This is a genomic window from Chloroflexota bacterium (assembly GCA_020850535.1).
Lineage (GTDB): Bacteria > Chloroflexota > UBA6077 > UBA6077 > JACCZL01 > JADZEM01.
On record JADZEM010000217.1, the window covers coordinates 97,957 to 110,016 of the forward strand.

13 protein-coding genes are annotated in these 12,060 nt (G+C 68.8%); 7 read left to right on the plus strand and 6 right to left on the minus strand.

The features are described from left to right. Positions 1-2: 2 nt before the first annotated feature. Together sucC and IT306_30070 are read right to left on the minus strand one after the other, a co-directional pair. Positions 3-1,136, minus strand: coding sequence for an ADP-forming succinate--CoA ligase subunit beta (sucC, locus tag IT306_30065; GenBank protein MCC7372695.1), 1,134 nt, complete (start codon positions 1,134-1,136; stop codon positions 3-5). A gap of 313 nt (positions 1,137-1,449) precedes the next feature. Further along, the gene (locus IT306_30070; GenBank protein ID MCC7372696.1) at positions 1,450-1,806 is read right to left on the minus strand and encodes a zinc-ribbon domain containing protein; all 357 of its coding nucleotides are present in this window, start codon (positions 1,804-1,806) and stop codon (positions 1,450-1,452) included. Between the two features lie 322 nt (positions 1,807-2,128). Here IT306_30070 and IT306_30075 point away from each other — a divergent pair, with 322 nt between their 5' ends. Further along, positions 2,129-2,671: a carboxymuconolactone decarboxylase family protein gene (locus IT306_30075; GenBank protein MCC7372697.1), complete on the plus strand. Its 543-nt coding sequence runs from the start codon at positions 2,129-2,131 to the stop codon at positions 2,669-2,671. Here IT306_30075 and IT306_30080 read toward each other — a convergent pair. Further along, entirely contained in the window at positions 2,668-2,871 is a 204-nt protein-coding gene (locus IT306_30080; protein MCC7372698.1) for a hypothetical protein, read from the minus strand. The two genes, IT306_30075 and IT306_30080, sit on opposite strands and share 4 nt — an antisense overlap. Positions 2,872-3,364: 493 nt before the next feature. Between IT306_30080 and aroF the strand changes: the two genes are divergently transcribed. The 6 genes from aroF to IT306_30110 all read left to right on the plus strand — a co-directional run bounded on the left by aroF (position 3,365) and on the right by IT306_30110 (position 10,276). Further along, positions 3,365-4,432 carry a 3-deoxy-7-phosphoheptulonate synthase gene (aroF, locus tag IT306_30085; GenBank protein ID MCC7372699.1) on the plus strand — a complete coding sequence of 356 codons (1,068 nt, stop codon included), beginning with the start codon at positions 3,365-3,367 and terminating at the stop codon, positions 4,430-4,432. Continuing rightward, the gene (gene aroA, locus IT306_30090; GenBank protein ID MCC7372700.1) at positions 4,429-5,793 is read left to right on the plus strand and encodes a 3-phosphoshikimate 1-carboxyvinyltransferase; all 1,365 of its coding nucleotides are present in this window, start codon (positions 4,429-4,431) and stop codon (positions 5,791-5,793) included. The genes aroF and aroA overlap by 4 nt, the downstream gene beginning before the upstream one ends. Positions 5,794-5,807: 14 nt before the next feature. Continuing rightward, positions 5,808-7,022, plus strand: a complete 1,215-nt coding sequence (aroC, locus tag IT306_30095; protein ID MCC7372701.1) for a chorismate synthase — start codon at positions 5,808-5,810, stop codon at positions 7,020-7,022. Further along, positions 6,991-7,656: a shikimate kinase gene (locus IT306_30100; protein MCC7372702.1), complete on the plus strand. Its 666-nt coding sequence runs from the start codon at positions 6,991-6,993 to the stop codon at positions 7,654-7,656. The genes aroC and IT306_30100 overlap by 32 nt, the downstream gene beginning before the upstream one ends. Continuing rightward, positions 7,622-8,764, plus strand: a complete 1,143-nt coding sequence (gene aroB, locus IT306_30105) for a 3-dehydroquinate synthase (GenBank protein ID MCC7372703.1) — start codon at positions 7,622-7,624, stop codon at positions 8,762-8,764. The genes IT306_30100 and aroB overlap by 35 nt, the downstream gene beginning before the upstream one ends. Positions 8,765-8,860: 96 nt before the next feature. After that, positions 8,861-10,276: an LCP family protein gene (locus IT306_30110; GenBank protein MCC7372704.1), complete on the plus strand. Its 1,416-nt coding sequence runs from the start codon at positions 8,861-8,863 to the stop codon at positions 10,274-10,276. A 5-nt stretch (positions 10,277-10,281) separates the two neighbouring features. Here IT306_30110 and IT306_30115 read toward each other — a convergent pair whose 3' ends face one another. The 3 genes from IT306_30115 to IT306_30125 form a co-directional block, all read right to left on the minus strand. Beyond that, positions 10,282-10,515 carry a hypothetical protein gene (locus IT306_30115; GenBank protein ID MCC7372705.1) on the minus strand — a complete coding sequence of 78 codons (234 nt, stop codon included), beginning with the start codon at positions 10,513-10,515 and terminating at the stop codon, positions 10,282-10,284. Between the two features lie 65 nt (positions 10,516-10,580). Next, positions 10,581-10,880 (minus strand): hypothetical protein, encoded by a 300-nt coding sequence (locus tag IT306_30120; protein ID MCC7372706.1) that lies wholly within the window; start codon positions 10,878-10,880, stop codon positions 10,581-10,583. A gap of 8 nt (positions 10,881-10,888) precedes the next feature. Then, a complete protein-coding gene (locus tag IT306_30125; protein MCC7372707.1) occupies positions 10,889-11,740 on the minus strand; it encodes a hypothetical protein in 852 nt (283 codons plus the stop codon). Positions 11,741-12,060 lie beyond the last annotated feature (320 nt).

Sequence of the window (12,060 nt, forward strand, 5' to 3'; positions counted from 1 at the left end):
CCCTACGCTCCCTTCGCCAGCGCGATGATCTTCCGAGCCGCCTCGACCGGGTTCCCCTCCGGCACCAGGGCGGATCCTTCCAGAATCTTGAGACCCTCTTCCGCCCGCGTGCCGGCCATTCGAACGACGATCGGCAGCGTCACGCCAAGCTGGGCGGTCGCCTCCAGCACGCCGTGCGCCACCGCGTCGCCGCGCGTGATCCCGCCGAAGACATTGATCAGCACGCCCTTGACGTTCGGGTTCATCAGCACGATGGACAGGCACTTACGAACGGTCTCGACGCTCGCGCCGCCGCCGATGTCGCAGAAATTGGCTGGCGCGCCGCCCTCGCGGGTCACCATGTCCAGGGTGCCCATCACGATGCCGGCGCCGTTCCCCATGATCCCGATGTCGCCCGGCAGGCGGACGTAGGTCACGCCCTGGCGGTGCGCCTCGGCCTCGATGGGGTCCTCCTCGGCCTCTTCCTTCAGGCCCAGCAGCTCGTCGTGACGGAACAGCGCGTTGTCGTCCACGTCGAACTTGGCATCCGCCGCGATCATCCGCCCGTCGTTCAGGACCATCAGCGGATTGATCTCGGCCAGCGACGCGTCGTTGCGGACGAACACGTCGTAGAGCTTTTTGGCGACGTCCACGAACTGGCGGTACGCCTTCGGATCCAGGCCCGCCCGCTCGGCAAGGTCGCGCAACTGGAAGTCCCACGGGCCGTAGGCCACGTCGATAACGAGGCTGACGATGGCGTCGGGATCGCTCTCGGCCACCTCTTCGATGTCCACGCCGCCCTTGGCGCTGCAGATCATCACTGGCGACTTGCTCTCGCGGTCCACCGTGATCGCCAGGTAGTACTCGGCGGCGATGTCCACCGCCTCTTCGATCAGCAGCCGCCCGATCAGGAAGCCTTTGAAGGTCTGCCCGAGCATCCCGGCAGCGTAGCCCTTCGCCTCCTCAGGTGTCTTGGCAAGCTTGATGAAGCCTGCCTTGCCGCGCCCGCCCGCGTGCGCCTGCGCCTTGACGACGCTCGTGCCGATCTCGGCAGCAGCCGCGGCAGCGCCCTCGGCGTCGGTGACCATCCGGCCCCGCGGGATGGGAATGCCACCCTGGGCAAAGAGCTCCTTCGCCTGGAACTCATACAGCTTCATACGATCCGTGTCCTCCCGCCTCTGACATCGGGCTTCGAGTCACCAGTCCACGCCGTGGGACGAGGTAGCCGCTCCGCAGGCGTGCGCGTTGGCCGCGGCGCCTAGGCATCATACCGAACCAGCCGGGCAAAGTGGTCAAAGGGAGCGGCCGGCAGTGTGATGGGCAACTGACACGCCGCGCAGGTCATAACCGAGCGGTCAGCCACGTCCCTCGCACACAACGTCGCGCACAAAAAGAGATCAGGCCCGGGATCCCCCAGACCTGACCTCCGTGTCCTCGCCTGCTCAGCAGGCTGGTGTCAGCGCGAGCTGCTTAGCGGTAGCCGCGGCCGCCGCCGTACCCACCGCTCTGGCGCGGGGTGAAGCAGTTCGAGCAGTAGACCGGCTTGTCGCCGCGCGGCTGGAACGGCACGCGGGCCTCCTGGCCGCAGCTCGAGCAGGTGGCCGAGAACATCTCGCGCTCCTGCCGGCCGTAGCCGCCGCCACCGTAACCGCCGCCGCCGCCGTAGCTGCCACCATCGCGCTCAGCCTTGCGGGCCGAGCGGCAGTCGCGGCAGCGGGACGGCTCGTTCTGGAACCCCTTCGAGGCGTGGAACTCCTGCTCGCCACTCGTGAAAACAAACGCCTGACCGCAATCGCGGCAGGTCAAGGTCTTGTCGGCGTAAACCACGCTGACTCCTCTAAGTGTGCTTGGCGGTTCCGTCAGCGCGAGTCCACGAGGGGGAACGAGAGTGGCGGCGCTGCGCCACACGCTGTTTGGCCCGGTTCGGGGCCGCCAGCGAAACTAACCAGCAAGGACAGTGTACACGGTTGTCGCCTTCCTGTCACCAGCCCAAAACGACTAATTTCGACCAAGATGCTTCGATGCCTACTTGCAAGTCTGTAGCACTCCGTCGGCGGCATCCGGCGCGAGGCGCTGGAGCGGCGTCTATAATCGGCGGCTGGCGTCCCAGAGTCGGGCCGCCCACACGTTCGACAGGAGGAACGGCCCGATGGCACGGCTCCCCGAGCTTCAGCGCGAGTCGCTGGACCCCGAGTCCCAGGCAGTCTGGGATCGCATCGTCGGCAGCCGCAGCAGCGTGCGCGGCCCGATGGCGCTCCTGATGCACAACCCGCCCCTGGCCGACCGCGTGGCCGAGCTTGGCTCCCAGCTGCGGTTTCGCGGCACGCTGAGCGGGGCCGACCGCGAGTTGGCGATCCTGACCGCCGGCCGCGAGGTCGAAGCCGCCTATGAATGGGTGGCCCACGAGCCGCTTGGCCTGCAGGAAGGCACGCGCGCCGAGGCGATCGACGTGCTGCGCCGGCAAGGCTCGACGGACGGACTGCTGCCGCGCGAGCGCCTGATCATCGAGGCGGTGCGGACGATCATGCGCGACCACCGCCTGTCCGACGCGCAGTACGCCCAGGTGGAGGCCGAATTCGGCAAGGCTGCGACCGTCGAGCTGGTGGTGCTGGCTGGCTACTACGGCCTGGTCGGCTACGTGCTCAATACGTTCCAGGCCGATCTGCCGGAAGGTGCGCCGATTCCGTTCTAGCGCGGGCGCGGCCGGCGGCGCTCGCCAATCGAGAGCCGCCCGCCGGCGCTCCCGATGCTCAGGATACTCCCCGCCGAGCCGATGCTGAGGATACTGCCGGCACTCCCGATGCTCAGCAGGCTGCCGGTGCTGCCAATGCTCAGGACGCTGCCCAGGCTGCCGATGCTCAGCACTGAGCCGGCGCTGAACAGGCTGAGCACACTCCCGAGGCTGTACTGCGAGCGGACGCTTGAGCCTGTGAAGCCGGCACAGCACCGTCGCGGCCAACGGACCTTCATGCCGCAACCTCCAGTCGTTCAACGGTGGGCGGAACGGCTCGCAGCGTGGACCCGGCCACACCCGTCTCGGCCAGTATGCGCCGGCGGCGGCCGACGACGCCTCGATAGTCGCCTGCGCCGAGTAGCGCCGAGTACTCGACGTTGACACGCACCCAGGGCCGTCCTATACTCCTGTCGGCTGCGGGCTTCCATGCCCTGCGCCCGTCACGACCATGACAAACTTCTGGTTTTACTACTTTAGCGGCGGCACGACGGAGCTACTGACGACCCAGTAGCAGGCTCCGATGCCCCGTCGTGCCGTCAGCAGAGGGATCGCCCTCTGCTTTTTTTGTTTTCTGGGGCATCGTCACACGCGTAGCGCAGGCTCACACCGCGGGCGGCAGACGCCGCGCGGCCGGTCAGAGGGAGAGGCACCGTGATCATCGTGATGACCAGCGACTCCACCGAGGAGCATCAGCAAGGCATTCTCAGACGGCTCGGAGATCTCGGACTCTCCGGCAACGTCTCGAACACCGCCGACCGCACCGTCATCGGCGTCATCGGCGTCGGCTTCCCGACCGAGCTGCCCGAGATCATCGAGGTGATGCCCGGCGTCGAGTCGGTCGCGCGGATCACCAAGTCCTGGAAGCACGCCAGCCGTGACTTCAAACCCTCGGACACCATCGTCAAGGTCGGGAATGTCGAGATCGGCGGCAGCGAGCTGGTCGTGATGGCCGGTCCCTGTTCGGTCGAGAGTCGCGAACAGGTGCTGGAGACGGCCCACGCCGTCAAGGCCGCTGGCGCGCGGATCATGCGCGGCGGCGCGTTCAAGCCGCGCACCTCGCCCTACAGCTTCCAGGGCCTGGGCGAGAAGGGCCTGGAGCTGCTGGCCGAGGCCCGCGAGCAGACCGGCCTGCCGATCATCACCGAGGTCATGGAGCCGGGCGATGTCTCCCTCGTCGCCGCATACTCCGACATCCTCCAGATCGGCGCGCGCAACATGCAGAACTTTCCGCTGCTCAAAGAGGCTGGCCGCTCGCAGAAGCCCGTCATGCTGAAGCGCGGCATGGCCGGCACCATCGACGAGTGGCTCAACGCCGCCGAGTACATCATGTCCGAGAAGAACTTCCAGGTCATCCTGTGTGAGCGCGGCATCCGCACCTTTGAGACGATGGTCCGCAACACCCTTGACCTGACCGCCGTGCCGGTCCTCAAGCGGCTGACCCACCTGCCGGTGGTGGCCGACCCGAGCCACGGCACCGGCAAGTGGTATCTCGTCAAGCCGCTGGCGATGGCGTCGCTGGCGGTCGGCGCGCACGGGCTGATCGTGGAGGTCCACCCGAACCCCGACGCCGCCCTGTCGGACGGACCGCAGTCGCTGACGCTGGAGAGCTTCCGCAGCATGATGGATGGCCTCCGCACCCTGGCGCCGAGCCTCGACCGGGTGGTCGCCCCGGCCGCGAATCCGGTCGCTGACCGGCTGCTGGAGCAGGCGGGCGTATGAGCGCGACACTCGCCAGCCCTGACATCGCGCGGGTCGGCAAGGCGCCCCGCCTCCGTGGCACGCTCGAAGTGCCCGGCGACAAGTCGATCTCCCACCGTGGCGCGCTGATGAATGCGATTGCCCACGGCACGGCCACTATCGACAACTACCTGCCGGGGGCGGACTGCCTCTCGACGCTCGAGTGCCTGCGGGCGCTCGGCGTGGAGGTGACGTTCGACCCGACCGGCGCGCCCGGCGGCAAGCCCCGCGTAACGGTTGTCGGGCGGGGCGGCCAGCTTGCCGAGGCGATCCGCCCGCTGGACTGCGGCAACTCCGGCACCACGATGCGGCTGCTGGCCGGCCTGCTGGCCGGCCAGCCGATCTTCTCGGTCATGACGGGTGACGCCTCGCTCAGCAGCCGCCCGATGGCCCGGGTGGTCGATCCTCTCCGGCAGATGGGCGCCAGGATCAGCGGTCGGCAGGGCGGCAGGCTCGCGCCGATTGCCATCGAGGGCGGCAACCTGACGGCCATCGACTATCAGTCGCCGGTCGCGAGCGCGCAGGTCAAGTCGTGCGTGCTGCTGGCGGGGGTCCAGACCGAGGGCATCACGATCGCCCGCTCGCCAGCCGCCTCGCGGGACCACACCGAGCGGCTCCTGACGGCCCAGGGCGCGAAGCTCGAGACGAACGACGACGGCACCGTCGTCGCGGTTCACGGCGGCGCGCGTCTCCAGGCCGTTGACGTGATCGTGCCGGGCGATACCTCGTCGGCGGCCTACTGGCTGGCGCTGGCCTGTATCCATCCGGACGCGGAGATCACCGTGCAGAACGTCGGGATGAACCCGGGGCGGACCGGCTTCGTGGAGATCCTGCGCGAGATGGGCGGCAACGTTGAGGTCCGCAACGAGCGCGTGGTGGCCGGTGAGCCGTTCGCGGACCTCGTCGCGCGGAGCAGCCGCCTGAAGGGCGTGAAGGTCGGCGGGACGGTCGTGCCGCGCGCCATCGACGAGCTGCCGTTGGTCGCCATCGTCGGGCTGTTCGCGGACGGCCTGACGGAGATCCGCGACGCCGCCGAACTGCGCGTCAAGGAGAGTGACCGTATCGCCAGCCTGGGCCGCGAGATCAGCCGGCTCGGCGGTCAGGTCGAGGAGCTGCCGGACGGCCTGCGGGTGCTGGGCGGCGCTTCGCTCGAATCCGCTGCATGTGAGACACTTGGCGATCACCGGCTCGCGATGAGCCTGGCGGTGGCCGGCCTGGCCGGCGTGGGCGTCGACGTGATCGACGCCGGGTGCGCCGTCGTGTCCTACCCCGGATTCTGGCAGCAGATCCGTTCGGTTGGCGGGACGGTGGCGCTCTCAGACGAAGGGGTGGACCGGGCCTGATGGGCTTGAAGGCGCTGGAGTTCTTGACGGCCGGGGAGAGCCACGGCCAGCAGCTGACGATCATCATCCAGAATCTGCCGGCTGGCCTGGACCTGTCCGCCGAGCTTGTCAACGAGCAGCTTCGCCGCCGGCAGGGCGGGTACGGCCGTGGCGGTCGCCAGAAGATCGAGCGGGACAAGGTCCAGTTCGTGGCAGGGGTACGGCACGGCTACACCATGGGCGGGCCGGTCGCGATGGTCATCCCGAACCTGGACGCCCCGAACTGGGTCGGGCGGATGGACGTCGAGACGCCGGTCGATCCCGGCGATGGCTCATTCGAGCCGGTCGCCAGGGTGACGCGGATCCGGCCGGGCCACGCCGACATGGCCGGCGCGCTCAAGTACGGGTTTGACGACGTCCGCAACATCCTGGAGCGGGCCAGCGCCCGCGAGACGGCCTCCCGCGTGGCGGCCGGCGCGGTGGCGCGGGGGTTCCTGGCGCACTTCGGCGTCGAGATTCGCAGCCACACGGTCAGGATCGGCTCGGTGGACGTGGCCGCGCCCGAGTACGTGCTGCTCGACCCGGCCGGCTCGAAGAACCCCGAGATCGCAGCCTTCTGGTCAGAAGTTGAGGCATCCGAGGTCCGCTGCTTCGACGCCGACGCCTCCGAGAGAATGATTGAGGAGATCAAGGCTGCCCGCACGGCCCAGGACACGCTCGGCGGCATCTTCGAGGTGGTCGCATACGGCGCGCCCATCGGCCTGGGCAGCCACACCCAGTGGGACGAGAAGCTGGATGGCCGGCTGGCGGCCGCGATGATGTCGATGCCATCCATCAAGGGCGTCGAGATCGGCGACGGCATCGGGCAGACGGCCCGGCGCGGCTCGACGGTCCACGATGTCCTGCTGTACGACGAGCAGAGGGGCTGGTACCACCAGACCAACAACGCTGGCGGCACGGAGGGCGGCATCACCAACGGCGCGCCGGTCGTGGTGCGCGGCGCGGCCAAACCGATCTCGACCCTCATCAAGCCGCTGCCGTCCGTGGACCTGGTCACCCACGAGCCTGCGCCGGGCCACTTCGAACGGTCGGATATCTGCGTGATCCCGGCCGCCGGCGTCGTCGGCGAGGCGATGGTGGCGCTGGTGCTGGCCGACGCGTTTCGGCAAAAGTTCGGCGGCGACAGCATCGCCGAGATCGAGAAGAACTACGAGGCGTATGTCAACACCTACCGTCCCCGATCGCGCTGAGGGCGATCCCGGCCAGCAGGGTCCGCTGGCAACCGCGAGCGAGTCAGCCTCCGAGAGCGCCGGCCTGCGTCCGCGCCGCCCGTCCCGCAACGGCGGCGGCCGGCCGCGCCGGGGGCCGGCCAACGTCGTGCTGGTCGGCCTGAGCGGCTCGGGCAAGTCGACGGTTGCCCGTTTGCTGGCCCGCCGGCTCGGCTGGCGGCACGTGGATACCGACCAGGCGATCCAGCGGCAGGCCGGCATGTCCGTCCAGGAGATCTTTCGGGTCCAGGGTGAGCCGGCCTTCCGCCAACTGGAGACCGAGGCCGTGGCGGACGCCTGCCGCCGCTCGCGCCAGGTCATCGCGACCGGCGGCGGGGCCGTCCTGGCCGACGTGAACCGCGCCCTGATGCTGGACGGCAACCTCGTCGTCTACCTGGAAAGCTCGCCCCAGACGCTGGCGGTGCGCCTCAGCCGCAACATGTCGCGCGAGCCGCGCCCGCTCCTGGAGAACAGCGACCTCGCGGAGCGGCTCGCGGAGCTGGGCCGCCAGCGCGAGCAGCACTATCGCTGCGCCCATCACACCGTCCAGACTGACCAGCGCACGCCACGGGAGGTGGTCGATGTCATCGCCGAACTCGTCCGTGCCCGCCTCTGAGCGCACGGTGACGGATGCCCGCGCCGTCCAGATCAAGGCCGGCCCATCCACCTACGAGGCCCTGGTCGGCCCCGGGGCCGCCGCCGAGATCGGGCCAGCCGTCGAGCGGGCCGGGCTGAAGGGCCGGCCGCGCGTCATCGCGGACCGCAACGTCTGGGAGCGCTTCGGCAGCCCGATCGAGGCGTCACTGCGCGGCCTCGGGCGCGATGTCCAGGTGCTCGCGACGGACGGCGGCGAGGAGCAGAAGCACCTCGCCAGCGTCGAGGCGATGTACGACTGGCTGATCCAGGTCGGCACGGATCGCGGTGACTTCGTGGTCGCGGTCGGCGGCGGCGTGATCGGCGACATGGCCGGCTACGTGGCGGCCACCTACTTGCGGGGCATCCCCGTCGTCCAGGTTCCGACCACGCTCCTGGCCCAGGTCGATTCGAGCATCGGCGGCAAGACGGGCGTCGATCATCGGCTGGGCAAGAACCTGATCGGGGCGTTCCACCAGCCGTCGCTGGTGGTGGCCGACACCCGCCTGCTGGAGTCGCTGCCGGCCCGCGAGTATCGCTCGGGCTGGTCCGAGATCGTCAAGATGGCGATGATCCGCGACGCCGAGCTGTTCTCGACGCTCGAAGGCCACGCCGAGCAGTTGCTGAACTTCGAGGAGCCGGTGCTGCTCGGGGACGTCATCCGCCGCGCCATCGAGCTGAAAGGCGAGGTCGTCGGGGCGGATGAGCGCGAGTCTGGCCTGCGCATCATCCTCAACTATGGACACACCATCGGGCATGCACTCGAAGCGGCCACCGGATACCGTCACCTGTTGCACGGCGAAGCCGTTGCCATCGGTATGCGCAGTGCCGGCTTCATCGCTCGCCAGCGGAGCACCCTCGCCGCCAGCGCGTTCGAGGCTCAGCAGGCGCTTCTCGGGCGGTTCGGGTTGCCGAATCGTGCAGACGGCATCGCGGCGGCGGACCTGCTCGGACCGCTCTCGCGCGACAAGAAGGCTCGCGGCTCCACCATCCAGTGGGTGTTTGCGAACGGAATCGGGACGGTCACGACCGCGCGCGACGTGACGGCGGACGAGGTCGCGGCTGCACTCCGCGAGATCGGCTGTAACTGAAACCTCACGGCGGCCGGCTCGTCTACCGTGGTGACGGAACGAGCGGGTACAATGCGGCGCTCGGGCTGACAATCGGGCGTAGGACGCACCCAGCAGATGCAGCAATTCGACAACGGCGCGGGCAGCGCCACCCCCACGAAGCGCGGCGGGTTCAACCCGAAGGTCGCGCTGACGACGTTCGCCTTCTGCACCTTCGTGCTGGGCGGCTTCGCGTTCGGGTGGCTGTTCCTGGTCAACTTCAAGATGCTGGCCGTGGTGCAGCAGGCCCGCGTGAGCCTGCTCGCCCCGCCGATGATCGCCCTGCCGCCAGGACTCACCAGTGCGCCGGCCCCGGTTCCGGTTCCACGCCGTCCGGGCGAGCGCGTCACGGTCCCACCAGTCGCGGCCCCCGCTGGAACGCCTGTTGCCACCGAGATCGAGCCGGAACAGGCGCCGGACCTGTCCAACGTCCAGGGCTGGGGCGGCACCAAGCGGGTCAACATCCTGCTGATCGGCATCGACCACCGCGACGACGAGCCGATTGAGGGCAGCCGCAGCGACACCATCATGGTCGTCAGCATCGACCCGCTCAGCAAGTCGGTCGTGATGATCTCGCTGCCGCGCGACCTCTACGTCACCATTCCCGGGCAGTATCAGCAGCGGATCAACGTCGCGCACGCCGTCGGCGGGCCGCAGTTGCTAGCTCAGACGATTCAGGCCAACTTCGGCATCCAGATCGACAATTTCGCTCGGGTGGACTTCTCGGGCTTCGAGCAGGTCGTGGACGCCGTCGGCGGCGTGATCATCGACGTGGAGCGCCCGGTCAAGGACGACGAGTACCCGACCGAGGACTACGGCGTCATGCGCTTGTATATCCCGCCGGGGCCGGTGTTGATGGACGGTCGAACGGCCCTGATGTACGCCCGCTCCCGCCACAGCGAGTCGGACTTTGGCCGCTCCAAGCGGCAGCAGCGTGTCCTGCTGGCCCTTCGCGAGCGCGCCAGCACCATGAACATCGTGCCGAAGATCACAACGCTGCTGCAGATCGCCAACAAGGCCATCGCCACCGACCTGAGCGCCGGCGAGATGGTAGCGCTCGGCCGGCTGGGCATCGAGATCCAGCGCGACCGCATGAAGACGCTGGTGGTGGACGAGAACCTGGCGTCGCCGTTCCTGGGTCCGAACGGCGAGAACCTGCTGATGCCGAGCCGCCAGGCGATCCAGAGCGCCATCCTGCGGGCGTTCAGCGAGGCGGCCGGCCAGACGGCGAGGGTCGAAGTCCTGAACGGCTCGAATCAGGTGGGCGTGGCGCGGCAGGTCGCGGATCAACTGGCGCGGGCTGGCTACGACGTGCTGAAAGTCGACGACGCCGAGCGCAACGACTACGTCGGGACGACTATCGAGGTGCTGACCAACAACCAGCCGGCGGCGAAGGTGCTGGCCACGCGGCTGCGCGTGCCGGAGTCGTCGATCAAGCTCGTGCCGACGCCGAACTCGTCAGCCGAGCTGCGGGTGATCGTCGGGCGGCCCTGACGGGCTCAGTACTCGGTCAGCTTGATCCGAATCGTCAGCGCCGCGACGGCGATGCCCAACACGAGCGCGAGCAGCAGCAGCGATGCGCTGCCGATCATCAGGTACGCCAGCATCGTGTAGGCGCTCGTCAACGAGACACCTCCGCCACTCATGAAGAACCTGGGGGCGATCCACAGGCAGGCCAGCAAGGCGATGTCGGCCGCCATCGCGATCAGGAGTCCGCGCCGCCAGCGTCTCATCAGTCTCCTCCCGAGGGCAACCACGCCCCACACCTGGAGTAACGAGACCCGAGAGCGAACGGCGCCTATTCGTCGAGGAGCTGCGCGGCGACCGGGTGGCGAGCGTTGACGCGGTAGACCCAGGCATCGGACGTGGAGCCGGACGCGCGGTCGTAGAAGGTTCGAAGATCCTTCAGCAGCAGCGACTCCTCGACGGCAGCGGCCACCAGATCGGCCAGGCCGTCCAGAGGCAGCCGCGACGACGGTCGCGCGGCCGCCTGCTCGATGTCCGCCAGCGTGACCAACGGCAGGCGGTCTCCCAGCCGGTCCACCACCTCCACCAGGGCGAGGCGTGGGTCGGCGGGCCGGCGCGACCGTGCGGCCATCCGCACGCCTAGCCGAGCAGCCGGGCCGTGGCGACCAGCACCAGCACCTGGACGATCACCGAGACGGTCCAGAGCATGCGCGCCGCCGCCCGCTCGCGCGCGTAGATGGAGAGGCCGATGCCGAGGTTCGCGATCAGGATCGCTGCGCCGATGCCGGGCAGGCGGAAGATGTCCTCCTTGACGCCGTAGGCTACCACCACGACCGCGCTGCCGTCGAAGCGGAACTGCATCGGCAGTGGCTCCTGGATGAACGACCAGCGAACGAAGATCAGGAGGACCGTCAGGGCCAGCACGGCGATGGCCGACAGCAGGGCGGCCGGCAGCAGCAGATCGCGGAGCGGAGACTGCGGCGTGACTGGCTCAGATGCCATGGCCGGCGCCTGAATCGGCCCGGCCTCGTCCGCCGCTTCCAGCCGTTCGATCAATGCCCGGCGGAAGCCCGCGAGATCGGCCGGCGAGACGGCGACCGTCATGTCTGGCGTCACGATCAGCACCAGCTGGTCGAGGTCGCCGGTCGTCACGAAGTAGCGGATGAAACCCATCGTGCGGGTGCGCCCGACGCCGACGTGAAAGCCCGGCCAGTTCAGACCGCGCACGCGCATCGCCTGCCCGAGCCGATGGCCCGCGAAGATGCTGTCGATCTTGTCGTAGGCGATCGTCTCGCCGCCGCCCAGCCAGCCGACCTTCAACCCGCGCGGCGTGAAACGGTAGCGCAGCCGGAAGAAGCCAATCGACAGGACGAACAGCAAGACGGCCAGGGCCGCGCAGACGAACCCGACCAGCAATCCCAGGAACATAGCAAAGCCGACGGGCTGCCGAATCGCAAAGATGGCGCTGGCCGCTGCAGCCAACGCCAACACAGCCGCCGCGCCAAGCCCTAGCAGGCCGGCCGGGGAGCTTTTCGGACGCCACGTCGTGTCCGGCACTGGTCCAGCAATCTGTTCCGTGTGACCGCTCCGCCACGACGCGCAGGACGACCCGCGCAGATTCGCTCGGGGCGCGATTATCCCGGCCACGTCTTCGGGGCGTCAAGAGCACCAGGAATGCAGGCGTGGCGATTGCATGTTGATGTCGTCGTGCCGCCGCGTCGGGGCTTGAAAGCCCCGCCTACCATCCTGCAGTCGCTGCGCGACGCTCCAGGCTCGCCAGCCCCAGCCGTTCCCGACGGCCGTCGCGCAGC

Excerpts from the sequence above, each read along its gene's own strand:
- aroB (MCC7372703.1), top strand. The coding sequence starts at position 7,622 with ATGTCATCGCCGAACTCGTCCGTGCCCGCCTCTGAGCGCACGGTGACG.
- IT306_30100 (MCC7372702.1), top strand. The coding sequence starts at position 6,991 with ATGTCAACACCTACCGTCCCCGATCGCGCTGAGGGCGATCCCGGCCAG.
- IT306_30120 (MCC7372706.1), bottom strand. The coding sequence starts at position 10,880 with ATGGCCGCACGGTCGCGCCGGCCCGCCGACCCACGCCTCGCCCTGGTG.
- IT306_30110 (MCC7372704.1), top strand. The coding sequence starts at position 8,861 with ATGCAGCAATTCGACAACGGCGCGGGCAGCGCCACCCCCACGAAGCGC.
- aroA (MCC7372700.1), top strand. The coding sequence starts at position 4,429 with ATGAGCGCGACACTCGCCAGCCCTGACATCGCGCGGGTCGGCAAGGCG.
- IT306_30115 (MCC7372705.1), bottom strand. The coding sequence starts at position 10,515 with ATGAGACGCTGGCGGCGCGGACTCCTGATCGCGATGGCGGCCGACATC.
- sucC (MCC7372695.1), bottom strand. The coding sequence starts at position 1,136 with ATGAAGCTGTATGAGTTCCAGGCGAAGGAGCTCTTTGCCCAGGGTGGC.
- IT306_30075 (MCC7372697.1), top strand. The coding sequence starts at position 2,129 with ATGGCACGGCTCCCCGAGCTTCAGCGCGAGTCGCTGGACCCCGAGTCC.